At 58.6% G+C, this 23,957-nt stretch carries 21 protein-coding genes; 12 read left to right on the top strand and 9 right to left on the bottom strand.

The window, feature by feature from the left end:
* Nucleotides 1-17: 17 nt before the first annotated feature.
* From BUA15_RS07500 to BUA15_RS07520, 5 genes are read right to left on the bottom strand one after another with little or no spacing between them, the layout of a single operon-like run.
* Complete coding sequence (locus BUA15_RS07500; protein WP_245771964.1) at nt 18-629, bottom strand: c-type cytochrome; 612 nt, start codon at nt 627-629, stop codon at nt 18-20.
* Between the two features lie 24 nt (nt 630-653).
* Complete coding sequence (locus BUA15_RS07505) at nt 654-1,307, bottom strand: DUF3341 domain-containing protein (RefSeq protein ID WP_072715370.1); 654 nt, start codon at nt 1,305-1,307, stop codon at nt 654-656.
* A gap of 16 nt (nt 1,308-1,323) precedes the next feature.
* Nucleotides 1,324-2,787, bottom strand: a complete 1,464-nt coding sequence (gene nrfD / locus BUA15_RS07510) for an NrfD/PsrC family molybdoenzyme membrane anchor subunit (RefSeq protein ID WP_072715371.1) — start codon at nt 2,785-2,787, stop codon at nt 1,324-1,326.
* A 28-nt stretch (nt 2,788-2,815) separates the two neighbouring features.
* A complete protein-coding gene (locus BUA15_RS07515; protein WP_072715372.1) occupies nt 2,816-5,935 on the bottom strand; it encodes a TAT-variant-translocated molybdopterin oxidoreductase in 3,120 nt (1,039 codons plus the stop codon).
* 57 nt (nt 5,936-5,992) lie between these two features.
* Nucleotides 5,993-6,640 (bottom strand): cytochrome c3 family protein, encoded by a 648-nt coding sequence (locus tag BUA15_RS07520; RefSeq protein WP_072715373.1) that lies wholly within the window; start codon nt 6,638-6,640, stop codon nt 5,993-5,995.
* Between the two features lie 347 nt (nt 6,641-6,987).
* Here BUA15_RS07520 and BUA15_RS07525 point away from each other — a divergent pair, with 347 nt between their 5' ends.
* The 9 genes from BUA15_RS07525 (at nt 6,988) to BUA15_RS07565 (ending at nt 16,949) form a co-directional block, all read left to right on the top strand.
* A complete protein-coding gene (locus tag BUA15_RS07525) occupies nt 6,988-9,108 on the top strand; it encodes a glycosyltransferase (protein ID WP_072715374.1) in 2,121 nt (706 codons plus the stop codon).
* 8 nt (nt 9,109-9,116) lie between these two features.
* Nucleotides 9,117-10,148 carry an acetyl-CoA carboxylase carboxyltransferase subunit alpha gene (locus BUA15_RS07530; RefSeq protein WP_072715375.1) on the top strand — a complete coding sequence of 344 codons (1,032 nt, stop codon included), beginning with the start codon at nt 9,117-9,119 and terminating at the stop codon, nt 10,146-10,148.
* Nucleotides 10,145-10,582, top strand: coding sequence for an acyl-CoA thioesterase (locus BUA15_RS07535; protein ID WP_072715376.1), 438 nt, complete (start codon nt 10,145-10,147; stop codon nt 10,580-10,582). The genes BUA15_RS07530 and BUA15_RS07535 overlap by 4 nt, the downstream gene beginning before the upstream one ends.
* Before the next feature lie 4 nt (nt 10,583-10,586).
* On the top strand, nt 10,587-11,501 hold the full coding sequence (gene nadC / locus BUA15_RS07540) for a carboxylating nicotinate-nucleotide diphosphorylase (RefSeq protein ID WP_072715473.1): 915 nt from the start codon (nt 10,587-10,589) through the stop codon (nt 11,499-11,501).
* A gap of 49 nt (nt 11,502-11,550) precedes the next feature.
* A complete protein-coding gene (locus tag BUA15_RS07545) occupies nt 11,551-12,729 on the top strand; it encodes a hypothetical protein (RefSeq protein WP_072715377.1) in 1,179 nt (392 codons plus the stop codon).
* A gap of 66 nt (nt 12,730-12,795) precedes the next feature.
* A complete protein-coding gene (locus BUA15_RS07550; protein ID WP_245771965.1) occupies nt 12,796-14,991 on the top strand; it encodes a LysM peptidoglycan-binding domain-containing protein in 2,196 nt (731 codons plus the stop codon).
* Nucleotides 14,992-15,137: 146 nt separating this feature from the next.
* Nucleotides 15,138-15,626, top strand: a complete 489-nt coding sequence (locus BUA15_RS07555) for a translation initiation factor IF-2 (RefSeq protein WP_072715379.1) — start codon at nt 15,138-15,140, stop codon at nt 15,624-15,626.
* The gene (locus BUA15_RS07560; RefSeq protein WP_072715380.1) at nt 15,613-16,521 is read left to right on the top strand and encodes a GvpL/GvpF family gas vesicle protein; all 909 of its coding nucleotides are present in this window, start codon (nt 15,613-15,615) and stop codon (nt 16,519-16,521) included. The genes BUA15_RS07555 and BUA15_RS07560 overlap by 14 nt, the downstream gene beginning before the upstream one ends.
* A complete protein-coding gene (locus tag BUA15_RS07565) occupies nt 16,518-16,949 on the top strand; it encodes a gamma-glutamylcyclotransferase family protein (protein WP_072715381.1) in 432 nt (143 codons plus the stop codon). The genes BUA15_RS07560 and BUA15_RS07565 overlap by 4 nt, the downstream gene beginning before the upstream one ends.
* A 2-nt stretch (nt 16,950-16,951) precedes the next feature.
* On the opposite strand, the gene BUA15_RS07570 is transcribed toward BUA15_RS07565, so the two are convergent.
* Genes BUA15_RS07570 through sdhC form a run of 4 tightly spaced genes read right to left on the bottom strand, consistent with a single transcriptional unit; the run spans nt 16,952 to nt 20,426 of the window.
* Nucleotides 16,952-17,668: a succinate dehydrogenase iron-sulfur subunit gene (locus BUA15_RS07570; RefSeq protein ID WP_072715382.1), complete on the bottom strand. Its 717-nt coding sequence runs from the start codon at nt 17,666-17,668 to the stop codon at nt 16,952-16,954.
* A 50-nt stretch (nt 17,669-17,718) separates the two neighbouring features.
* Nucleotides 17,719-19,458 (bottom strand): succinate dehydrogenase flavoprotein subunit, encoded by a 1,740-nt coding sequence (gene sdhA / locus BUA15_RS07575; RefSeq protein ID WP_072715383.1) that lies wholly within the window; start codon nt 19,456-19,458, stop codon nt 17,719-17,721.
* Nucleotides 19,459-19,493: 35 nt separating this feature from the next.
* Complete coding sequence (locus tag BUA15_RS07580) at nt 19,494-19,997, bottom strand: succinate dehydrogenase/fumarate reductase transmembrane subunit (protein ID WP_072715384.1); 504 nt, start codon at nt 19,995-19,997, stop codon at nt 19,494-19,496.
* A gap of 18 nt (nt 19,998-20,015) precedes the next feature.
* Nucleotides 20,016-20,426, bottom strand: coding sequence for a succinate dehydrogenase, cytochrome b556 subunit (gene sdhC, locus BUA15_RS07585; RefSeq protein WP_072715385.1), 411 nt, complete (start codon nt 20,424-20,426; stop codon nt 20,016-20,018).
* Nucleotides 20,427-20,987: 561 nt separating this feature from the next.
* Between sdhC and BUA15_RS07590 the strand changes: the two genes are divergently transcribed.
* The 3 genes from BUA15_RS07590 to BUA15_RS07600 are packed head-to-tail and all read left to right on the top strand — an operon-like array spanning nt 20,988 to nt 23,946.
* Nucleotides 20,988-22,811 (top strand): Rne/Rng family ribonuclease, encoded by a 1,824-nt coding sequence (locus BUA15_RS07590; protein WP_072715386.1) that lies wholly within the window; start codon nt 20,988-20,990, stop codon nt 22,809-22,811.
* A gap of 6 nt (nt 22,812-22,817) precedes the next feature.
* Entirely contained in the window at nt 22,818-23,144 is a 327-nt protein-coding gene (locus BUA15_RS07595) for a hypothetical protein (protein ID WP_072715387.1), read from the top strand.
* On the top strand, nt 23,128-23,946 hold the full coding sequence (locus tag BUA15_RS07600; protein ID WP_072715388.1) for an MBL fold metallo-hydrolase: 819 nt from the start codon (nt 23,128-23,130) through the stop codon (nt 23,944-23,946). The genes BUA15_RS07595 and BUA15_RS07600 overlap by 17 nt, the downstream gene beginning before the upstream one ends.
* Nucleotides 23,947-23,957: the final 11 nt, after the last annotated feature.

Consider the following 23,957-nt stretch of genomic DNA (forward strand, 5'->3'; position numbering starts at 1 on the left):
CCAATGGTTAAGGTCACTTATTCACCTTGAAGCTGTGCCCGCACTTCTTCAGGCACATCGGTTGCCGTGGCATACTGGCTGCGCTGCAATGCCCGCACATAGGCTACAATAGCCCAGCGGTCGGCTACCGGAATCTGATGGCCATACGCCGGCATATTGCGCACGCCATTGCTGATCACTTCAAAGAGGTAGCCATCCTCCACGTTACGCAGCCGGTCATCGTGGAAAGTTGGAGCGGGGGTGTACCCATAGTTGCCGCGCATAATGATTCCCTGTCCATCACCCGCCTTACCATGGCAGACGGCGCAGTAGATGTTGTAACGTTCCTGGCCACGCGCTACCAGCTCAGGCGTGACGGCTACCGGAATACGTTCCACATAAGCGCCATCCGCCGTCTTTCCGAAATAGAAGGGGGTGTCCTCCTTGAGCAGTCCGCGAGGCACTGTTCCCGGCACAGGCGGTCGCATTGCCCGACGATCCGCAAAGAAGGGGTTTAGCTCCTGCGCTTCAAATTTTTCCTGGAAATCCATGTTCAGGTTGGGATGAACTGGCGGCTTGCTGGAAATCATGCCCCGGCAGCCCGCCAGCAACAGGCCAAGTAGCAGTCCCGTCCAGATCGTGCGCGGCATAGCTGTTTTAGCTTGCATTATGGCTTAGCTTGCAGTTACGGCAGCTTCGGCGGCCGGCGCAGGCGTGGGCGTACCCTCCTCTTCCCCCCGATCCTCAATCACCTCAATATTGTAGCCACCCAGTTGCTCCAGCAACTGACGCGTGGCCGCTTGGTCAAACTTGGGATCACTGGCCGCCACGAACAGGAAAAAACCATCGTCGGTTGCACGCGCGAAGTTCTTCGAGTAAAACAAAGGGTTATACGGACGCGGCAACCCATTGAGCGCCAGCATGGCAGCCACCCCGGCCAGCGCTGAAAACAGAATCGTCAATTCAAAAATGATAGGCACCGATGGCGGCAGTGCAAAAAACGGCTTGCCGCTGATGTTCAGGGGATAATCAACAGCCCCCATCCACCACTGCATCCACCAGGCCAGGGCAAAGCCGGCAATAGTGCCTGTAAAGAAGGTAATCACCCCCACCTTCGAATTGCCCAGCCCCATTGCTTCATCCATCCCGTGGATGGGAAAAGGGCTGTGCGCGTCAAAATGCCGATAGCCGGCTTTGCGCACCTGCCGGGCGGCATGCAATAGCGCTGCTGGATCCGAAAACTCCGCCAGCAGGCCGTAGACCGACCCGTCGCGGGCCTCATAAATGCCCATCGAAGCCTTCAGCGAGCGAAGCAATTCCTTCAACATGGCGTCTCTCCGTTGCTCAGGACGAGCGTCCCCGGTTTACCTGGACTTCGGCCGAACGGCTGTGGCCGTCGCCGTGCGTTTCATAATAGTGCGGATCGGCTTCGGGCAGCACCCCTTTTACTTCGGCCATGGCCACCATGGGCACGAACCGCAGGAACAGCAGAAATAGCGTGAAAAACAGCCCGAACGAACCGATCAGCGTAAGCACGTCCACCCAGGTTGGTACAAAATAGTCCCAGCTCGACGGCAGATAATCCCGGTGCAGCGAAGTAATGGTGATCACAAAGCGCTCGAACCACATGCCAATGTTGACCACAATCGACGCTACAAACATGAAGGGAATATTCCGCCGCAGCTTTTTAATCCAGAAGAACTGCGGGAAGATCAGGTTGCAGGACATCATGATCCAGTAGGCCCAGGCGTACGGCCCCGTCGCCCGGTTAATAAAAGCATATTGCTCGTAAGGCACGCCGGAGTACCAGGCAATGAAGAACTCCGTAATGTAGGCAAAGCCCACCATCGTGCCGGTTACGAGCATGATGATATTCATCTTCTCCAGGTGATCCACGGTGATTACGTTCTCCAGGCCATAGGCCTTACGGGCAATCACCATGAGCGTCACCACCATGGCAAACCCAGAGAAGATTGCGCCGGCCACGAAGTAGGGAGGGAAGATGGTCGTGTGCCAGCCTGGAATGATCGAGACAGCAAAGTCAAACGACACGACCGAGTGCACTGAAAGCACCAGCGGCGTGGCCAGTCCGGCCAGCAACATGTAGACCTTTTCGTAATTCCGCCAATGACGATTAGCCCCGCACCAGCCCAGCGCAAAAAAGCCCAGAATCTTGGCGCGCAGGCGACGCCCCATCAGCGCTGCCCGATCCCGCAACGTGGCCAGATCCGGAATGAGCCCAACGTACCAGAATACCAATGAGACGATGAAGTAGCTGGACACTGCGAACACGTCCCAGAGCAGCGGGCTCTTAAACTGGGGCCACATCTCCATTTGATTCGGGATGGGCAGCGTCCAGTAGATAGCCCAGACACGTCCCACGTGGAATGTTGGAAAGATGAGAGCGCAGATCACCGCGAAGATGGTCATCGCCTCCGCCGCCCGGTTGATTGAGGTGCGCCACCGCTGGCGGAAAAGAAACAGAATAGCGGAGATCAACGTCCCGGCATGACCAATACCAACCCAGAAGACGAAGTTCACAATGGGCCAGCCCCATCCTACCGGAATATTGTTGCCCCAGACTCCCACACCGTTCCAGACCTGGTAGGCCAGCATGGCCACCAGCGTAAGCATGCCTAGAAATGCCACTGAAAAAGCAGCCCACCAGGCCTTTGGCGTTTTCTTCTCGGTGTGCTGCGCAACCAGCTCGGTAATGTCATGGAAGCTTAGCCCACCTTGCACCAGCGGTGGTTCCACCTCATGATCGGTGCGGGCCAGCGCTGACAGATCTTTCGTTGCGTGCGCCATCGCGTTTTCCGTCCTGCTTGCAGATCGCTCAGGCTACCGATTCCTGCGCCAGTAGCCGGGGATTCGGATTCGTAATGCGGGCCAGGTACGAGGTGCGCGGCTTGACGCCAAGCGCTGCCAGCATCTCGTACCGCCGCACATTTTGCCGCTGTCGGACAACAGCACTGTTCGGATCGTTCAGGTCTCCGAACGTGATCGCTTCGGCCGGACAGGCCTGCTGGCAGGCCGTTTTGACTTCCCCGTCTCGCAACGATCGCCGCTCAATGTTAGCCTGCCGCTGCGCTTCCCGAATGCGCTGCACGCAGTAGGTGCACTTCTCCATCACCCCGCGGAAGCGCACGGTCACGTCCGGATTCTGGGCCATCTGCACCTGGATAGGCAGCGTCTTCACCCAGTTGAACCAGTTAAACCGCCGCACTTTATAGGGACAGTTATTCGAGCAATAGCGCGTCCCGATGCAGCGGTTGTAAACCATTTCATTGAGCCCATCGGGCGAATGCACCGTAGCTGCTACCGGGCAAACCGACTCGCAGGGTGCATTTTCGCATTGCATGCAGGGCACCGGCTGCACGACCAGTTGCGGATCGTCCGCATGGGCCTCATCGCTCACGAAATAGCGATCAATGCGCAGCCAGTGCATTTCCCGCCCACGACCCACCTCGTTTTTGCCCACCATCGGGACGTTATTTTCACTATCGCACGCCACAATACAGGCATTGCAACCAGTACAGGCATTCAGATCAATCACCATGGCCCACTGGTTGCGATAGTAATCGCTGTCCTGAAAAGCGGGCTGCTTGCTCGGGTGGGCCTCCTCCCACAGTGTGGGATACTGCTCCCATGGCTCCAATCCTTTAAGCGGGGGCTCCGCCTCTTGGGCAAAATTCGGTTTCTTCCGAAACTCTTCCAGCGTAGCCATCCGCACCAGGGGCCGCCCGACCATAGCCCCGTGATCCTGGGTGGTCACAATTTTATAGGTGCGCCCCGTTTTGCGAACCTGAGCCCCCTGAGCTACCCAGGGCATCTCTGCGCGCCGGAGCGGCGCCACGTTGACGCCGACGCCCGTAGCAATGGCCCCCTGTCCGTAAATGTCCGTGTAATCATCTAAATCAAAAAACGGCGTCTTGCGCTCCGGACGCGTCGAACTGATCTCACGCCCATAGCCCAGATAAACCGTAATTGAATCGTCCGGATGGCCCGGCAGCACCCATACCGGCAAGGTTACGGCCTGGCCATCCAGCGACAGTTCAATCACATCGACGATATAGACACCCTTGCGATATTCGGCCCTGACGCCCAGCGCCTCCGCCGTCTTCGGACTCAGAAGGGCAACATTATCCCAGACAATCTTGGTGATGGGATCCGGCAGCTCCTGCGCCCAGGCATTGTTGGCAAAGCTACCATCCAGCACCGTGGGATCCAATCGGAAGACTACTTCCAGACCACCTTCCGGAGCCTTTGGCCAGTCACGCAGCACCTGACGGCGAGGCCGCAACGTAACCGTAGGATAGGCCGAATCCGGCAGAAAACCATCATGCAGCACGCGCTGCCAGGCCTGCTCGAAGGCTCCCCGCCCCGCCAGCAACTGCCGCCACGTCGCCCGGACCAGGTCATAGCCGCTCTGCTCCTGACCGGTAGCCAGCAAAGCAAGCACCTCCAGCGGCGAATGAGCGGCCTCATAAAGCGGTGCAATCAAAGGCTGAATTACCGAAAGCGTGCCATCATAGGCCCGCCCATCTCCCCACGCCTCCAGATAGTGCGTAGCAGGCAGATGCCAGGTGCTGCGACGGGCGGTCTCGTCTACATGTAGCCCCAGATGAATGACCTCGGGCACCTGCGCCAGCGCCTCCGCAAAGCCCAGGGCAGCAGGAGCGTCGTAGACCGGATTGACATTCAGGAGCAACAGCACATCCACCTCCCCGGCCTGCATAGCTCGCACCAGATCAGCCAGCGCCTCGTGCTGCGGCACCACCTCTTCCTCCAGGGCATGCAGGATAACCGTGCGTCCCAGGCTGCCCAGCAGATCATTGATTACAGCGCAGAGGGCATGCACGGCTGGCGGCTGCGTCTCTCCGGCCAGCACCACCCCCCGCTGACCGGCCTCCCGAAGATCACGGGCAATCTCCACAACATAGGGATGACCTGCAAACCGAGCCCCTGCCTCACGCAGCTCATCCAACCCCAGTTCAGCTGCCAGTGCCGCCGCAAACGCTGGAATATCGCTGGCGCGAAGGCGCAGGCGATGGTCGGCCATGCCGCCCGTCACGGTATAGGTGCTCTCAATCACGTACAGACGGCTCAGCTCATCCTCCGGCCGCTCCAAGCGCCGGCTGGCGGCAAATTCACGGGTATTTTCTACAAAATTGCGATCTGTTGGCCCCAGAAAATCCGCGTCCAAACTGACGATCACGCGCGCTTCCGCAAAACGATAGCGCGCCCGAACCGGGCGGCCGAAAGCCTGCTGCAACCCCAGCGCTTCGTTGTCATTGCCTTCCGGCGCATAGGTAACCCATCGAACCTGCGCATAGCGCCGGCCCAGCTCCCGCCGCAGCGCAGCTAAGGTAGGCGAACTACTCGGTTCACAGAGCACCGCCAACCGCTTCGTGGCCGCCTCAGCGGCCAGCGCCTGCGCAAACTGCACAAAGTTCTCCCACGCAACAGGCTCTCCCTTTCGAAGCACCTGCTGCGAGCGATCCGGATCATACAGATTCAGCAGCGAAGCCTGCTCAAAGACACCGGTTGCGCCGCGGCTGAGCGGATGATCCGGGTTCCCCTCAATCTTGGTCGGACGCCCCTCATGACTCTCCACCAGGAGCGGCCGCACGCTACCCCGAAACGGCATAGCCGTGGCATAGTAAAGGGGAATGCCCGGAATGATCTCTTCCGGCTGACGCACATAGGGCAGGATCTTCTCTACCGGGCGCCGGCAGGCTGTCAGTCCGGCCAGCGCCATCGACGCCCCCATGATCTGCAAAAACTGGCGCCGCGACGTGCCACTCGGAGGCTCCGCGACGCCTGGCATGAATTCATCCTGCGCCAGCTTCGTCCATTCCGGATCCCGCTGCAGGTCAGCCATGCTGCGCCAGAGCCGCTTGCCCGGCGCAGACGCTTCAACACCGTCAGGATTGACCACAGGCAGTTCAATCATAGGACGCTCTTAACCAACAAACGCAGAGTTTTCTCACCTCAAATAGCCACGCCCGACTCAGTAATGGCAAGCCGAGCAGTTTGTAGGCGGACGAATCCCCTCTTTCCGAATACGCTCCAGGTTACGCTCAATGTAATCAGCCGGCGGCTGATACCCCATCGTGGTAATCTCATGCTGCGGTCGCAAATACAGCTCCGGCTGCCGATGACACTCCAGGCACCACCCCATCGAAAGCGGCTTGACCACACGCACCACGTCCATCTGATCAATGCGACCGTGGCACGTCTCACAGCCCACCCCGTTGTTTACATGCGATGCATGACTGAAATGCGCGTAGTCAGGCAGGTGGTGCACCTTCACCCATTCAATAGACCGGTCCGTCGCCCAACTATCCCGCACCGCCTGCAGCCGGGGCGAATCTGTCAAAATCTGACTATGACAGTTGATGCAGGTCTGCGTAGAAGGAATGCTCGCCTTATCTGCGATCTCCACCCCTCCATGACAGTAGCGACAGTCCAGCCCTAACTTGCCCACGTGAATGCGATGGCTGTAGGGCACCGGCTGCTCTGGCGCATAGCCCACTTCATAAAATTCCGGCGAAAAGTAATACCAGACCAGAAAAACAGCCAGCACCCCCCCAAACACGGAGCCTGCCAGCGAAAGCGCCGGCAACCGATTAGTCTTTCTGGAAAAAATCTGCGGCATAACGTTCCAAACCTGAAGCTACCCTGTTTTATAAGGCAGAAATCTAAAGCTTCCCGCAAAATGCGGGCGCCCCTTCATGCGAAATTCGGATAAAAAGCCTTTCTTTAGCAAAAAACAGCTTTAACACTACAGGACTTAGCTCGAAAAGTCAACGCCCCCAAAATTTCCTTGCAGGATTTTCGGGAATCGTTGACAGAGCTTCCGTATTCGAGGCCCTAATGCCCGTTGTCTCCGGCGAGGCACAAAGTATGCCGACCCTCTGTTTTTTGCAAACCTTCGCGCCAGCAACGCCACCCTTTCGTTTTATCTTTGAACTGGCCATACCGGCAGCAGCGACCTGAGGGTCTATGCCCCGCGTCGATCCATCCCTTTCTATTCCGAATCATCCGGCCGCACTGGTCCCCTGTGACCTATCGGTCATTATTGTTAACTATAACGTGCGCGACCTGCTGGAACAGGCGCTGCATTCTATCTTTCGAGCAGCCGAAGGGCTTTCGCTAGAAGTTTTTGTCGTGGACAACAACTCGGTAGACGGCTCGGCCGAAATGGTCCGTAGCCGATTTCCACAGGTGCAGCTCATTACCAACACGGAAAACGTGGGCTTCAGCCGGGCCAACAATCAGGCTATTCGGCGCGCGCGTGGCCGCTATCTGCTGCTGCTCAACCCCGACACCATTGTGCAGGAAGACACGCTGCGCACCATGGTGGATTTCCTGGATGCCCACCCCGACGTAGGCGCGGCGGGCTGCAAGATTCTGAACCCTGACGGATCTTTCGCTCCCGAAAGCCGTCGCTCATTTCCTACTCCCGCTGTTGCCTTCTATCGGATGGTGGGGTTGAGTCACCTGTTTCCACGCAGCCGTCGATTCGGCCGCTATAACCTGACCTACCTGCCGCCGGATATCGAAACCGAAGTCGATGCCCTTAGCGGCTCCTGCATGTTTGTTCGACACGCTGCGCTTTACTTTTCCCGCACGGCCTACGCGCGCCTGTGCCGCAAAGGGATGGGCACGGTCGCCCACCTGCTCCCTGAGGGTCTGCAACCAGACGGCGGCGCCGGTCTGCTCGACGAGACGTTCTTTATGTACGGCGAAGACCTAGACTGGTGCTATCGCATCCAGCAAGCTGGCTGGAAAATTGTCTACACCCCCCGTACGCAAATCATTCACTATAAGGGAGAAAGCACGAAAAAAGGAGAGCTGCGCTACGTGCGTCTGTTCTACGGCGCCATGCTCCGGTTTGTCGAAAAACACTTCCGCCATCGCTATCCTCCAGTGTTTCTGACGCTGCTCCGGGCGGGCATTGCCCTGCGCGCCGGTCTGTCGGCGCTGCATCGCAGCACCCGTCAACTGCTGCCAGTGCTCATGGACGGGACCCTGGCTGCCCTGATCGTGATGCTGGGGGGATGGCTGCGGTCTCTGGCAGCCGGACGCGCGCTGGCACCGCTGTTCTTACTTTCCGTCGTTCCAGCCTATGCCCTGAGTACAGTGGCAGGCATCGCCCTCATGGGGGGATACCGCCGCGGCCGCACCTGGCATCTGCGTCCGGTCTTTTACGGCACCCTGATCAGCCTGCTGTTCATGGGGACGCTGTCGTTCATGGTGCCCGACATAGCCTTTTCGCGCATGGTTGTGCTGCTCAGCGCTCCTTTCATGCTGATTGCTCTAGCAAGCTGGCGCCTTGTAGGACGGCGCCGTCGCGCGGCTCGGTTGCAGCGCACGCTGCTTGTAGGACCTGCTGCCGAAGCCCGGCGCCTGCATCGTTTACTGGAAGCAGCGCCCTGGCCTTCCTTCCAGCTAATCGGCTATGTCTCAACCGAACTGGATGAAAATGCGCAGGCAGTCCCTCCCCGTCTGGGTGCGCTGCATCATCTGCGCGACCTGGTACGTCTCCAGCAAATAGACACGGTGATCTTTGCAACCGCCGGCCTGTCGCACACGATGGTCCTGCAACTTATCCAGCAGCTACGCGACCTGCCAGTGCAGTTCAAGATCCTGCCGGAAGGGCGGCCGCACGTAATTGGCAAAGCGCACATTGAAACGCTGGAGCCTCCCGCGCTTGTTGATGCCGAAGCTGCGCTTCCGACGCTTCGGAGCCTGCCCGGACGCCGTGCGTTGGAGTTCAGTCTGGCGTTGCTGGGGCTGGCGCTGTGGCCCGTCCTGAAAGGACTGGCCTGCCTGACGGGCCAACCAGGATTAACGCGCCTGGCTCAGCGCCTGAAATTCCTGCCCGAAGTGCTGCGTGGACGCCGCGCGCTGGTTGGATGTCAACCGGCCGAAGAGCCCCTTTTACCTCCAGCCTGGGGCATCCGGCCGGGGTTGTTCGCCGTTAGCGAAGCGCGTCCTATTCCTCCCCGCACGCCAGAAGACATTCGCCAGCTTTATGCTTATTATATGCAACAGCGGACGGCCTGGCTGGATCTTGTGCTCCTTTTCCGGGCCATCCGCCAGATACTTCATCCATCTTGAACATGCCTATGGCACGAAAATCATCACGATACTTGCTTGATTTTGAAAAACCTATCGCCGAGCTTGAGGAAAAGCTCGACGAAATGCGCGCCCTGATGGCCGAAAACGCTGAGGTGGATCTTTCTGCCGAAATATCCGCCCTAGAAGCGCGCGTTGCCGCCCTGCGCGAATCGGTCTATCGCAACCTGACACGCTGGCAACGGGTGCAAATCGCCCGCCATCCGGAGCGTCCCTATACGCTCGACTACATCGGAGCCCTCTCCGAAGGCTTCGTCGAGCTGCATGGCGACCGCTGCGTCGGTGACGACCCGGCTATCGTAGGGGGATTTGCGACGTTTCAGGGAAGCCGCTTCGGCTACCGCGACCGTACCGTGCTTTTTGTTGGCCATCAAAAAGGACGTGATACGAAAAGCCGTAAATTTCGCCGTTTTGGCATGCCCAATCCGGAGGGCTATCGAAAGGCCCTCCGGCTGATGAAGTTGGCGGCCAAGTTTGGCAAACCCATCATCACGCTGCTTGACACGCCAGGCGCCTATCCCGGCATTGAGGCCGAAGAGCGGGGCCAGGCGGAAGCTATTGCGCGAAATCTCTTTGAAATGGCGCGCCTGCCGGTTCCTATTGTGGTGGTCGTCATCGGCGAAGGCGCTTCAGGCGGCGCCCTGGGCATTGGGGTGGGCGACCGTATCTTGATGCTGGAAAATGCCTGGTACTCGGTAATCGCGCCAGAAAGCTGCTCTCAGATTCTCTGGCGCTCCTGGGACTACAAAGAGGAAGCTGCCCGTGCGCTGAAGCTTACCGCAGCCGATTTGCTCAAGCTGGGCGTCATTGATGAAATCATTCCCGAACCTATCGGCGGTGCGCACCGCGATCCGGAAGCCACCTTTCAGGCCGTGGGCGCTGCCATTGCTCGGGCCCTGCAAACGCTGGAAGGCATTGCCCCCCGAGCGTTGGTCGACAGCCGCATTGAAAAATTTGCGCGCATGGGCGTCTATCGAGAAGTTCCAGAAACCACCCCTTCGACAGAAACGGGAAGCGCATGATACGGCACGTCTATCAGCACCGGGTACGCTACCGAGAATGCGATCCGATGGGCATGGTGTATCATGCGCATTATGTGGATTATCTAGAAGCAGCCCGCACCGAAGCCCTGAGAGCGCTGGGCTTGCCATACCGCGAACTGGAGGACGCGGGCATCATTATGCCGGTGGTAGATCTACGCCTGCGCTTTCATCAACCCGCCTACTACGACGAGCTGCTGGACATTATTACGATTATCCGCGAGCTACCCCGAGCTCGGCTGCATCTCGACTATGAAGTGCGCCGCCATGAAACCCAGGAGCTATTGGCCACAGGACAGGTAACGCTTTGCTTTGTTGACCGCGCGCGCAACCGTCCTGTTCGGGCCCCCAGGGCCCTGCTGGATGTGCTGCAGAAAGCGTTAACGTCTCCTTTATCGACCGATGGCCAGCCTTGAGCCTATGCCTGCCGAAGCAACCTCCCCCGCCACATGGCCTCCCTATCTAGATGAAAGCACGCTGGACACGCTAATCCAGCAATGGCTAGCCGAAGACATCGGCTCCGGTGATGTGACCACTGAGGCCACCGTTCCGCCTGAACGCCAGGCCCGTGGCCTTTTCCTCGCCAAAGCCGGAGGCATCATTGCTGGACTCCAGGTGGCCACACGCATCTTCCAGCAGGTTGACCCGAACGTGCGCGTTTACTGGCACCAGGCAGATGGCTCGCCGGTTACGGCAGGCACCATTTTTGGCACTGTAGAAGGCGCTGCCCAAAGCCTCCTCATGGCCGAACGCCTCGCGCTCAACCTCTTGCAACGCATGAGCGGCATCGCGACAGCCACCCATCGGCTGGTCGAACGCGTGCGTCCTTACGGCACCAAAGTGCTCGACACACGCAAGACGGCTCCCGGGTTGCGATTGCTGGACAAATGGGCGGTGCGCCTGGGTGGCGGCGTCAACCATCGCCTGGGACTCTACGACATGATTCTAATCAAAGACAACCATATTGCGGCCGCGGGCGGCATCCGCGAAGCTATTGAAGCTGCCCACCGCTACCGCGCCCAACGCCCACACCCTATTCCTATAGAAATCGAAGCCCATTCCCTGGAAGATGTCGACGCCATTCTTGCTATCGGCGGCGTCGACTGGATCTTACTGGACAATTTTGCCCAGCGCCTTCCCGATGGCACGCTCAACGTAGCACCGCTTCGGGAAGCTGTCCAGCGCATCAATGGCCGCTTCTATACAGAAGCTTCTGGCAACATCTCACTTGAAACGGCCGAAGCTATTGCGGCAACTGGCGTAGATGCCATTTCCTGTGGCGCGCTCACGCACTCGGTCCAGGCCCTTGACCTGTCACTGGAACTCACGCTGTAGGCAGTTTTATAAGGCGCGAACCCCTCCACGAATTGGCCTCCATTACGTCATGACCGAATTTGTGCGGCTGTTGCACCGGCAACTACAGGCGTCTTTCCCACCTACGCGCGCTTACTCGATCCGGGAGCTTCGCCAGCTAAACCTGCCCGATGCGCTTGCGCACTACATGCAGCATCAAGCCATTGCCCGGGCAGAAACCATGCTGCCGGCGCTTAATGAGACCTGGTTCGAAACGGAGGCACCGCCCGTTCGTGAAGCCTATCAACAGCTCTGCACCCATCTTCGCTCGCATGTGCGCGTGCCTGCCCAGGCGTGGTCTGAGCTGCTTCGGGAAAGCGTGCAGGCCCTGGTTCATTATCTGGTGCAGCCTATCCGCACCCTCACAGCCCACGTCTTTACTGAAACGGATACCCTGTCGGCCGATCAGGTGCTGGCGCGCATGCACTGGTTTCTGCCCTACGCTTACTTCCGGGAAGCCGTCGCGCTTTACCTCAAAGAAAAGCAGATGACCCACTTGAACCAGGACCGTTTCGCTACGCTGCTCACACGCATCGACCGCGAACTGACCGCCGACTTTGACGCAGAAGCCTGGGTGCGGCTGCTCCGTCCACTTTATGAACTGGCCGCGCTGCTGCCGCAGCGCCCTGTTACCCTGCCTACCTCGCTGCTCATTGCCTTTTTTGCGGAAAAACAGCAATCCCTCCTGGTGCAACGCCTCCAGACCAGAGGCACTGCTCTGCTAACCACTGAAGCGCTGCGTGAACTTATCGCGGACGCGTCAGCCGCCGAATTCGATTCTTCCATTGCCGAAAGCGAGGAGCCTCTCCCTCTATGGAAACGTTTCCAGCTACAACAAGCCGCTCCCGAAGACGTACCGACCGTTACCGAAACTGCTGCCCTCCCTCGCTGGATGCAGTTCTATCAGCAACCGCCCATAGCTCCCTCCTCTGAACCTTCCATAGCAGACCTGGAACGCGAAGTGCTCGGAGAAACTGGCCTGCGCAACCGAGAGCTGTTTATCACGCACCTGTTCAACGGAGACCAGGCCGCTTACGTCCGCGTGCTCCACCTGTTGCGCGACACTCCTACCTGGGCCGAAGCTTCTCGGCTCATTGCCCAGGAGGTGTTCCGCCGCTATCACGTGAATATTTATAGTGAACCCGCTGTCGCCTTTACCGACGCAGTGGAACGCCGATACCAGAAAAAACAGGCGTCCCCCTTGCAATAAACGTGGCCCGTGCGTATTGTTACACACAGTTGAAGTATTACGTGAACTTGCATAACCGAGACGTCCGTGTTACGAGGGCTGTTATTTTTGCTGGTGGCAGGAAGCTGGGCCGGCGTCCTTCAAGCTCAGGATACGGCTTTGGTCGTTCGGCAGCTTACGCTGGAGCGCTTACCGGCCTTCCCTTCGGAGGAAATCCCATTTGACCGACGCGTGCGCCTGCTGGGCGCTGGCATTTTCGGTTTGCTTCCGCCTTCCGACAGTCTGAGCGAGGCAGAACGTCTCGAATATCTGGCCCGGCTCTATAATCAACAGGCCCGCATTCTCCAGGCCGAAGCATCTGGCGATCTGGAGCAAGCTGCCCGTTTGCTTGATGAGGCAATGGAAGCCCTGGCTGCGTTGAGTCGGCAGCCTGGCATGGCCTCGGACGCGCGTTTTCGAGAGCTGTACCGATCCCTTCTGACTGAATACGAGCACCTCTATGGAGCGACGCCGGACACGTTGACGCTGAGCTACGGCGACATTTTCGCCTTTCGGGAGGCCATGTTTGCTGCGATGGATGCCGTGCGCGAGCCACTTTTAGAAGATGTGATTCCCGCCAATCTCTCTGTTCCAGCCAGTACGGTGCCCCTCACCATGAACCGGCTGGTCAAAGCCAGCATGGAATACCTGCTACGCGAACCCGAAAGGCATCTGCTGCGCTGGTTGAGCCGGGCCGAGACCTACTTTCCTATGATTGAGCAGATCTTTAAAGAAGAGGGCGTGCCGGATGAGCTGAAGTATCTGGCCATGATTGAAAGTGGCCTTAACCCTTACGCTCGAAGTCGAGCGGGTGCTGTAGGCATGTGGCAGTTCATGGCCGGCACGGCCCGGTTGTATGGCCTGAAAATTACACCGTGGGTAGACGAACGTCGGGATCCGGAAAAATCCACACGCGCAGCAGCTCGGCATCTGAAAGATCTGTATGCCCTATTTGGCGACTGGCATCTGGCACTGGCTGCCTACAATGCCGGAACTGCCCGCGTCAAGAGAGCCTTGCGTCGGGCAGCCGCTCATCGGGGTACCCGCCAACTTACGTTCTGGGATATCTATCCCTATTTGCCTCGCGAGACGCGCAACTATGTCCCCATGTTCATTGCAGCAGCTCTGGTTGCTTCCAATCCGGCGGCGCTCAAGCTGGCCGTTGAGCCGGGTCCCCGCTACGAGTACGATTACGTGCCCGTGCAGGGCATGCTCTCCCTGGAAGAAATTGCCCGCATGGCTGGCACAACGGTAGCAGTGCTGCGCGCCCTGAATCCTGAGCTGCGTCGCAACACACTGCCTCCCAGTCGAGGCCCCTACTTTATTCGCCTGCCGCTCGGAAGCTACGAGCGTTTTGCCGAAGCGTATGCTCGGCTACCGGCCGACCGAAAGCGTCCGGTTACCACCTATACGGTGCGCCGAGGCGACGCGCTCAGCATTATCGCTCGCCGCTTTGGCGTGAGCGTTTCGGCCCTCATGAGGGCCAACGGACTGCGCAGCACGCTCATCCGGCCCGGGCAGCGATTGATCATCCCCGTGCCCCGCTATGAGAGCAACAACGCGCTGCAACTGGCCGAAGCCAAACCGGTCAGCGTGCAGTATGGCAGCCGGGCAATCCGGCCGCTCCGGATCACCCAGCCCATCCAGGTAGCTACGGCCGTGGCGACGCCTCAGGCGACTGCTCTGCCCTCATCCTCAGAGCCGGCCCATACTTCGACAGACGCCCCTCCCAAAAAAGCTAAAGCCAATACGACCCGAACGCCTGCTGCCCCTACGCGTGTCGTGTATACCGTGCGACGGGGCGACGCCCTGAGCAAAATTGCCCAGAAGTACGGGGTCTCTGTGCGCGATCTCAAGCGATGGAACAATCTCTCCAGCAACACCATCCGCGTCGGCCAGCAACTGGTGCTCTATCTTTCGGAGCCAGTCACGCCCGAACGGATCGTGTACCGCGTGCGCCGGGGCGATACGCTCAGCGAAATCGCCCAGCGCTTCGGCGTCTCTGTGCGCGACCTCAAACGATGGAACAATCTCTCCAGCAACACCATCCGCGTCGGCCAACGGCTAACGATCTATCCGGAGGCGGGCAACACGCAAGGCTACACGATCTACCACGTGCGGCCGGGCGATACGCTCAGCGAAATCGCCCAGCGCTTTGGCGTCTCCGTACGCGACCTCAAACGATGGAATGGCCTGCGCTCCAGCCGCATCTATCCGGGCCAGCGGCTGAAAATCTTCTCTTGAATTCCAGGGTTTACTTTGCCTATAGATCGGAAAGCTTTTCCTGAGCGGGCTGAAACCCCCGTTGCAGGCTATCGTTCGTTACTTGGGCACACTGCTTGTAGGTAGCATCTGGCAACCGAATCTCCCATCCATCTGGAGAGCGCACCATGTACGACGAGCAGATTCGTAAGTTGATCGAACAGTTTCGGGCAAAATTTCTGGAACTTTCGAGTGAAGAAATTCAGCGCTTGATCGAAGAGACAAAGGCTGAAGCGCTGGCCGAAGCGCGTGCCATTATTAAGGAGCAGATGCTGGAGGCCATCCTGGAACAGTCAGCGCGTATGCAACTCCGGCAGGCTCCCCAGCCGACGCAAACGACCCAGCCAACGCCTCCGCCCCGGAAACCTGAACCAACGCAACGCCCCCCTTTTGAGACGCCCCGGGTGACGCTGGTCAGTCGCCCGGAGACACCTTCCAAGCCTCCTTCCTCTAAGCCAGAACCGGCTGCTGTCGAGGCGGCAGAGCAAAATGGTACCGAAGTGGACGGAGCTCGCAAGATCCTGCGTGAGATTGAAAACCTTCGTCAACAGCTCAGTGCCAATGAGGAGTGGCTAACTCGGGGTGGTTCCGTTGCAGACGAACATGCCGGTGAATAATCCTGATAAGCCTGCTCGGCGCTGGTTTTTTTCCGAAGAGGAAATATACCAGTTGACCGAGGCCTCCCGACAGGAGGCGCTGGCCCAGGCCCGAACCCTGCTCAAACAGTGGTGGCTGGAAGCCATCCTCCAACAGGTTACCCGGCATCTGGCCCCTCCTGCTACCCAATCAGAACAGGAAGTTTATTACGTCTATGGTATCACATGGGCGGGCTTATCCGTGAAGGGACCTGAACCGCTGGAGACCATCTCGTTTCGTAACCTGCAGGCCCTGGTCCGGCGCGTCCCCGCCTCAGAGTATAGCCTGGACGTCATTCGTCAGCGATTGCACGATGCTGCATGGCTACGCGCACAACTACGCGCACATCATCGCCTGCTGGCTTCGCTCCAACTGGAAGGGCCCCTGTTGCCCTTGCGTTTTGGTACGATTTGCCCCGAAAGGCAACATGTACAGGCGCTCCTGAGCGTCAACTACGAAGATTTCTGTGCTACGCTGGCTTTGCTGCACGGCCGCCAGGAATGGGTGCTCTGGCTCGACGCTGACCGTCCCCGCTTGCAAGAAGCCATTGCGCTGGTCCACCACCTTGCAACCGACGACCCATCGCTGGAAACCGAGACGGACCGGCTACTTCAGATGGCAGCCGAACACTGCCACCAGACGCTGGCGGCGCTGGCCGATCGAAGTGCCGTCCAGCACCTTGATGTTCACCGCCATCCCGTTCTGCGGGCGGCCTACCTGGTGGCTACTGAACGCTCGGACGCCTTTCGGAATCAAGTGGCTTCCTTGAAACGGGCCTATCAAACGCTGGGCATCCGATTGCAACTCGATGGTCCTACACCGCCGTTTAACTTTGCCCGCCTGCACCTGGAAGAAGCGTCTGCAACTGTGGGATGAACCGCTGCTGGCATACCCCGGTCTGCTTACCCGCTACCCTTTTATTCGTTTACGGCACGCTTCGTGGACAGGTGCATCGTTTTCACCCTACAACGCTGCGTGAGGCGGTACGCTTGCTGGGACAGGCTACTTATCGCGGCCGTCTCTATAACCTCGGTACGTACCCGGGCGTGGTACCCGACCCTGCCCATACCGTTCACGGCGAGCTGTATGCCCTGCGGCGCCCTGAAGCCGCCCGTATTTTTGCCTATCTGGATGCTTATGAGGGATGCAATCCTGCTCGGCCGGAAGCAGGCGAATACCGGCGTGTTCAGGATACCGTATACCTGCCCTCTGGCCACTCCCTGAAGGCCTGGATCTATCTATATAACGGGGATCTATCCCGGGCGCGCCTGATCCCCTCGGGCGATTACCTGTGCTGTCGCTAAAACTAGCGGGCTGCCACTTCCATCACAGCGCGCCGCTTCAATGCCGAAAGCCAACGAGAAATGTCAATTTCTTTGGGGCAGGCTTCGTTGCAATTGAAAATTGTGTAGCACTTCCACAGTCCCTCACGCGAATCAACTACCGGCAATCGCTCCTCCGCTCCTTCATCGCGCGAATCAAACGTATAGCGGTAGGCTTTAAGCAGCGCAGCTGGTCCCAGGTATTCTGGATCTGCCCAGGTGCTGGGACAGGCATGCGTGCAGGCTCCGCACATGATGCACTTCGTCGCTTCCTCAATGAGCGCAAAATCTTCCGGGCTCTGCAGCCGCTCTCGCTCTGGCGGCGGCGTTCGCGTAATCAGCCAGGGCTTAACCGCCCGATATTTCTCAAAAAAGCGGCTCTGATCAATGACGAGATCCTTGATAACCGGGGCAGTAGGCAGTGGCTCAAACGTAATGGTATCTCCTTCGCCTTTCACCAGATCTTTGACCAACACCGAGCAGGCCAGTCGGTTTTCGCCATTGATTTTCATGGCGTCGGAGCCGCAGATGCCGTGACCGCAGCTCTTGCGGAAAGTCAGGGAGCCGTCAATGTGCCACTTGATATGCAGGAGCAGCGACAGCGCGCTGTCCATGGGATCCGCATCGACCTCATACGTCTCCCAATGCGGCTCAGTGTCGGTCTCCGGGTTGAACCGTTTGATCTTAACCGTGACTTTCATGGTTGTTGTCCTGTCGGTTAGCGACCCTGTGTGACCACCGGGCAGGGTGCTCAGTACTTCCGTTCTTTTGGCTGGAATCGGGTAATTGTTACCGCTTTGTAGCCAAAGCGGTAGGTGCCTTCGTCTTCGCGATAAATCAGGGTGTGTTTGAGCCAGTGCTCGTCGTCGCGTTTAGGATAGTCTTCGCGGGAGTGAGCGCCGCGGCTTTCCGTCCGGTTCAGGGCTGAGCGCGTAATCACTTCGGCCAGATCAACCAGGAAGCCCAGCTCGACAGCATCCATCAACTCCGTATTGAAGCGCTTGCTCTTATCGCGGATGACCACGCGCTTGGCCCGTTCCCGGATTTGCTTGAGATCTTCTAGCGCCGTGGTCAGGGTCTCCTCATTGCGGAAGACCGAGACATTATCCATCATGGTCTGCTGGAGGGCTGCCCGCACCACGGCCACCGGTTCCCCCTGCGTTCGGCTCAGGATATCCTCCAGCATTTCCCGGGTGCGCTGGTCTGGGCTGTCCGGCAGCGGTTCTTTTCTGCGCCCTTCCTTACGGAGCGTCTCGGCCATATGCATGCCCGCCCGACGCCCAAAGACCACCAGGTCAACGAGCGAGTTGGTGCCCAGCCGGTTGGCGCCGTGCACCGAGACGCAGGCGCATTCGCCTACGGCGTAGAGCCCGGGGACAATGCTCCCTCGCTCTGCCCGCTCTACCTGGCCATCGTAGTTGGTGGGGATCCCGCCCATGGCATAGTGGCAGGTAGGCGCCACCGGTATCGGCTCTTTTACCGGATCAATTCCCAGATACGTGCGGCAGAACGTAGCGATTTCAGGGAGTTTCTTTTCGATCACTTCCCGCCCGACGTGGCGCAAGTCTAGGTAGACATAGTCTTTGCCATTGATGCCGCGCCCTTCACGAATTTCTTTATAGATGCACTGCGAGACCAGATCACGGGGGGCCAGGTCCTTCACCGTAGGCGCGTAGCGCTCCATGAAGCGTTCGCCCTTATCATTCAGCAGAATACCGCCTTCACCACGCGCCCCCTCCGTCACCAGGATGCCCAGCCGGTACAGCCCCGTAGGATGAAACTGGACGAACTCCATGTCTTCAAGCGGCAGGCCGCTGCGGAGCACGATGGCCATACCGTCGCCCGTGCTGGCATGGGCGTTGGAGGTGGTTTTGTAAACGCGTCCGTAGCCGCCTGTAGCCAGGCAGACCATCTTGGCATGGAAGATATGGATCTCGCCGGTCAACAGTTCATAGGCCACCACGCCGCAGCAAACCCCGTCGGGCGTCATAATCAGGTCAAGCGCCTGAAACTCATCATAGAAGCGAACCTGATTTTTGACGCACTGGTCGTAGAGCGTATGCAGGATGGCATGGCCGGTTCGGTCGGCAGCATGGCAGGCGCGCCGCACCGGGGCTTCTCCAAAGTTGCGCGTATGTCCCCCAAATCGCCGCTGCGCAATCTTCCCTTCTTTATTACGGCTGAATGGCACGCCGTAGTGCTCCAGCTCAATGATCGTTCGGGGAGCATCCTGACACATGATTTCGATAGCATCCTGGTCGCCTAGATAGTCGCTCCCCTTTACCGTATCGAAGGCATGCCAGAGCCAGTGGTCCTCCTCTTCATTCCCCAGGGCAGCCCCGATTCCTCCCTGGGCCGCTCCAGTGTGCGAACGAAGCGGATGAAGCTTAGAAATAACCGCAACGTCCGCCCCTCCTTCCTTGGCGTAAAGCGCCGCCATCAGGCCCGAACCACCAGCCCCAACGATGACGACGTCATGTGAGAAAATCATGGCAGTATTCGGTTTTCCGTCCGTCCACGTAACCCTCAGAATTCAGGGGCATATCCCCATCCAGCTACAATAATGGAGTACAGCCCCACGATGAGCAGCACCAGCGCCAACGTCCAGGAAAGCGTCTGCGCCAGCACACGTCCAAAGGGATGTCGAATATAATCGGTCAGGATGTTGTTCAGTCCGTAAAACCCGTGATGCAGCGCAAAAATCAAAAACAGAATGTTAAAACCCTTCCAGAGCACCGCGTACACGGGATCGGCCAGCCGCAGCATAACCACGTCATACGGCGTAACCTGCGCGTCGGGACCATAGCGGGCCCGCACCGCCTCTTTAGCAGCTTCTGGATAATCAGGCAGCGCGCCCGCCTCAATCTGCTCGCTGGAGAGCACCTGGGCTGCCACACTGGCCGTCTGCGCATCGTAGTGCTGCACCCAGAAATGCGTAATCAGCAAAAATATGAGAAACGTCCCCGTAATGCGATGGAGAAACCAGTTGAGTGCATGCGAGCGGGACGTCTTGCCATACTGGGTTGCCATGATAATCCCCGCAACGTTTTATGAACCGGCCAGATACGTAACGACGGCATAGAGCGAAGGATATCCGCCTACGCCAATAATGAATAAACAGACAATAGCCAGCGTCCAGAATAACTTTTTAGAATGCGGATGCCAGCCAAGAAAATCAATCAGGACGATCCGGAGCCCGTTCAGCGCATGGTAGGCTACTGCTGCCAGCAGCAGAAACTCCCCGATCTTGAAAATTGGCGCATGATAAGTAGCGATCAGCTCGTTAAACGCCTCGCGATCGGTAAGCGCCCGCAGCCCCCAGACATGCAAGATGAGATATACGACCAGCCCGATACCCGTCAGGCGATGGAGCAACCACGCCAGCATGCCCGTATGGACGCGGTAGCGCTGCAGACGCCGAACGCGCCGGACCTCCGGCTCAATGGTTTCAACGGCCATAACCTCTCCAAACGTTTGGCGATCTAAAGGATGGATCAGCTCCCTCCCTGTCTGATGTAATTCTAAGAAAGCAGAAAGAATATAGGCAGCTCTTGGCCCTGCTTCGTGCGAATTTACGTTAAAGCTCTACCCAAAGGGAAGGGATCATTTTATCCAGAAGGGCGATTTACTTTCCCATGGGATAACAACCTTTTCCGGACGTTGTGGGCAACCCGCTTTTTCCTGGAGACGGCCCCGCTTTACAAACCGCTCGGTCGGTGCAAAAAGCGTGGCCCCAGGAAGTCTTTCTGAAAGGTACCGCTAGATGCTTTTGTGCTTTTTGCAAATAGCATGCAATCTTTTGTTGCACCGTCTATCGGTGCTGGCTTCGGTTTTTGCTACCGCCCTGAACCGTAACCATCATAACCGCCTCGAACCGGCGAGTGCTCGGGAAACCGCGCGCACGCTTAACGTTTTGTTTCCTGCCGCTGCTCTCTTTTTCATTGCCTGCCGGCGGACTCGCCTTTCTTGGTGCTCGTTTCCGGCCCCGACCGGTTCGAGGCCTATGGAACCAGGAGTTGTATGGCCAAGGAAATTATTATTAACGCTGAGAAGGATCAGACGCGCATTGCTATCGTCGAGAATGGGACCCTGGGCGAGTTTTACATTGAGGATGCCGAACATGAACGCACCATTGGCAACATCTATCTGGCCCGGGTCTGCCGCGTAATGCCCAGCATTCAGGCCGCCTTTGTGGACATCGGCCAGCAGCAGGACGCTTTCCTGCATTTTTCGGACATTGCTCCCAGCCTGCCGCTGCAGCTAAAGTTTCTGGCTGATCCGCAGCCCAGCGTCCGCAAACTGGCGGCCGAAATCGAGCAGCATCATCAGAGCCTGGCACGTCGCCGCCATCCCCGACCCCACCGGACGGACCCATCCGAAACGTCTGCGGATAAGTCATCCGGAGGGGCGGAATCAACGCACCGGCGGCGGCTAGATGCACGCCTGCGCGGACGCCGGCGCTCAGCGCAACGGCGTCTGCAACGCAAGCTCTCGCCTCAGACGCCTTCCGCCGAAGCAGAAACGGCCACGGCGTCTTCTGCGCGCCTCGACTTTTCACCCGAGGCGCTGCTCAAACGCGACCAGCCCCTTCTGGTCAAGATCATCAAAGAGCCTATTTCTTCCAAGGGCAGCCGGGTCTCTACAGATATCTCGCTGGCGGGGCGTTTCCTGGTGCTGGTGCCCTTTGCCAACTACGTGGCCGTCTCTAAGAAGATTACTTCCTATAAGGAGCGGCGACGGCTTCGGGCACTGGCCCAAAGTCTCGTACCGGAAGGCTTCGGTGTCATCGTGCGTACCGTAGCCGAGGGCCAGAACGCCAAAGCCCTTGACACCGATCTGCGGTTGCTCCTGGAGAAGTGGGAACGGATCGAAAAGAAACTGGCCGAACATCCTGCCCCCCCGCTGCTGTTGCATGAGGACGTAAACATGGTCTCGTCTGTCATTCGCGATCTCTTCTCTGAAGACTGCACCCGAATCCTGGTGGACAATCCTCGCCTGCACCGCAACATTCGGAGCTATGTGCAAGCGGTAGCGCCCCATAAAGTGGATGCGGTGCAGCTTTATCAGGGGAAAGCGCATATCTTCGCAGCCACCGGCATTGCCCAACAGGTCGCCCAGGCCTTTGAAAGCCGCGTGGATCTCCCCTCCGGCGGCTACCTCTACATTGAGCACACCGAAGCCATGCACGTCATCGACGTGAACTCGGGGCGGGCCGGACGCGGCCTGAGCCAGGAAGAAAACTCTCTGCGCGTCAACCTGGAGGCTGCCCGCGTTATTGCCCAGCAAGTGCGCGTGCGCGACCTGGGTGGCATTATTGTCATCGACTTTATTGATCTGAAGGACGAGAAAAACAAAAAGAAGGTCTATGACGAGCTGAAAAAAGAATTCAAGAAGGACCGGGCCGTTACCAAGATTCTTCCGATGAGTGACTTTGGCCTGGTTCAGATTACCCGGCAGCGCCTGCGGCCCAGTTTGACCACTACCTTCGATAAAATGGCCGAACGGCTGGTGCGCGAAAAGGCTGTGCCGCCGGCTTCTGCCCAACCTACGCCTGAAGCCCTGTTAAAGGCTATGGAGCGCTGGCTTCAAACGTACCGTCGGGAGAGCGGTCGCCGCCACGTAACGCTCCGGGTGCACCCGTTCACGGCCGCTTATCTGACCCGACGCGTGCCGGCCTACCCAACGCGCTGGCTGCTCAAACATCTGGTGCGCGTGCGGCTTGAATCCGATCCCCATTTGCCGCCTCTAAGCTTTCGGTTCGAAGATCCTGCAACGGGCGAAGACCTGACTGACCGGTTCATGATACCTCAGAATGGACAGCTCTCGGAGAACGTACCTTCTTAACCCATCATGGCCAGATCCCGGGACAGCAGGCAGGCCACAACGCGTCGGCTGGTGGATGAGCTGATCGCCGCAGCCCGCCAGCTTGGCCTGGAAGTCCGTCTGGAAACAGGCCCTTTTCGAGGCGGCCACTGCATCAAGCAGGGGGATGAACTGATCATGCTTAACCGAAGACATCCCCCGGAAGTCCATCTGGCCCTGCTGGCCGAAGCGCTGCGCACCCGGCCGCTCGACACGCTCTACCTGAAACCGGCCGTTCGGCGCGCCCTTGAAGAAGCCTGGGCACGTTCCTCGTCATCTACGGACGCTGCTGTGCTGGATGTCGCGTTCGACTGACACAGCCACGCTACGTGTAACGCTGCTGGGCACCGGTACCTCCACAGGCGTGCCGGTTATCGGATGCTCTTGCCGCGTCTGCCGCTCCAGCGACCCCCGCGACCGGCGCACGCGCTGCGCCTGTTACATTGAAGCCAATGGACTGGGCATTCTCATCGATACCGGCCCCGACTTTCGGCAGCAGGCGCTGCGCGAAGGCATTCGCCGCCTGGACGCTGTGCTCTACACGCACCACCACTTTGACCATGTAGCCGGCATCGACGACCTACGCCCCTTTTTTTTCGAAAACAGCCGCCCAATCCCTTGCTACGCCCCGCCCAACACCGCCCGCGTGCTCTACCGAATGTTCTCGTACATCTTTGCCGATGGCACCTATCCCGGCGTTCCCCGGCTCCACCTGCACGCCGTTGAAGGACCCTTTGAGATAACCAGCCGCTATGGCGACGCTGCTCGCCTGCGCGTGGAACCCATTGAAGTGCTGCACGGCCAGTTGCCTATGTACGGCTACCGCATCGGTCATTTTGCCTATCTGACCGATGCAAGCCAACTGCCGGAATCCAGCTACGAACGTCTCCAGGATCTGGATGTGCTTGTGCTTGACGCCCTGCGCGAACGCCCTCACCCTACCCACTTTTCAATTGACGAGGCCATCCAGGTAGCCCGCCGCATCGGCGCCCGCCAGACCTATTTTATCCACATGACGCACGACGTGCTGCATGCTGAAGTCGATGCCCGGCTACCCGAAGGCATTAACCTGGCCTACGACGGCCTGCAGTTTACCTGCCGTCTCACCACTTCTTAACATCGCACTCT

This window comes from Rhodothermus profundi, assembly GCF_900142415.1.
Taxonomy (GTDB): domain Bacteria; phylum Bacteroidota; class Rhodothermia; order Rhodothermales; family Rhodothermaceae; genus Rhodothermus; species Rhodothermus profundi.

Coding starts and splice junctions, on each gene's coding strand:
- BUA15_RS07560 (WP_072715380.1), top strand. CDS start 15,613: ATGCCGGTGAATAATCCTGATAAGCCTGCTCGGCGCTGGTTTTTTTCC.
- BUA15_RS07500 (WP_245771964.1), bottom strand. CDS start 629: ATGCCGCGCACGATCTGGACGGGACTGCTACTTGGCCTGTTGCTGGCG.
- BUA15_RS07505 (WP_072715370.1), bottom strand. CDS start 1,307: ATGTTGAAGGAATTGCTTCGCTCGCTGAAGGCTTCGATGGGCATTTAT.
- BUA15_RS07600 (WP_072715388.1), top strand. CDS start 23,128: ATGTCGCGTTCGACTGACACAGCCACGCTACGTGTAACGCTGCTGGGC.
- nadC (WP_072715473.1), top strand. CDS start 10,587: ATGCCTGCCGAAGCAACCTCCCCCGCCACATGGCCTCCCTATCTAGAT.
- BUA15_RS07530 (WP_072715375.1), top strand. CDS start 9,117: ATGGCACGAAAATCATCACGATACTTGCTTGATTTTGAAAAACCTATC.
- BUA15_RS07515 (WP_072715372.1), bottom strand. CDS start 5,935: ATGATTGAACTGCCTGTGGTCAATCCTGACGGTGTTGAAGCGTCTGCG.
- BUA15_RS07520 (WP_072715373.1), bottom strand. CDS start 6,640: ATGCCGCAGATTTTTTCCAGAAAGACTAATCGGTTGCCGGCGCTTTCG.
- BUA15_RS07595 (WP_072715387.1), top strand. CDS start 22,818: ATGGCCAGATCCCGGGACAGCAGGCAGGCCACAACGCGTCGGCTGGTG.
- BUA15_RS07525 (WP_072715374.1), top strand. CDS start 6,988: ATGCCCCGCGTCGATCCATCCCTTTCTATTCCGAATCATCCGGCCGCA.
- sdhC (WP_072715385.1), bottom strand. CDS start 20,426: ATGGCCGTTGAAACCATTGAGCCGGAGGTCCGGCGCGTTCGGCGTCTG.
- BUA15_RS07555 (WP_072715379.1), top strand. CDS start 15,138: ATGTACGACGAGCAGATTCGTAAGTTGATCGAACAGTTTCGGGCAAAA.
- BUA15_RS07535 (WP_072715376.1), top strand. CDS start 10,145: ATGATACGGCACGTCTATCAGCACCGGGTACGCTACCGAGAATGCGAT.
- sdhA (WP_072715383.1), bottom strand. CDS start 19,458: ATGATTTTCTCACATGACGTCGTCATCGTTGGGGCTGGTGGTTCGGGC.
- nrfD (WP_072715371.1), bottom strand. CDS start 2,787: ATGGCGCACGCAACGAAAGATCTGTCAGCGCTGGCCCGCACCGATCAT.
- BUA15_RS07570 (WP_072715382.1), bottom strand. CDS start 17,668: ATGAAAGTCACGGTTAAGATCAAACGGTTCAACCCGGAGACCGACACT.
- BUA15_RS07545 (WP_072715377.1), top strand. CDS start 11,551: ATGACCGAATTTGTGCGGCTGTTGCACCGGCAACTACAGGCGTCTTTC.
- BUA15_RS07565 (WP_072715381.1), top strand. CDS start 16,518: ATGAACCGCTGCTGGCATACCCCGGTCTGCTTACCCGCTACCCTTTTA.
- BUA15_RS07590 (WP_072715386.1), top strand. CDS start 20,988: ATGGCCAAGGAAATTATTATTAACGCTGAGAAGGATCAGACGCGCATT.
- BUA15_RS07580 (WP_072715384.1), bottom strand. CDS start 19,997: ATGGCAACCCAGTATGGCAAGACGTCCCGCTCGCATGCACTCAACTGG.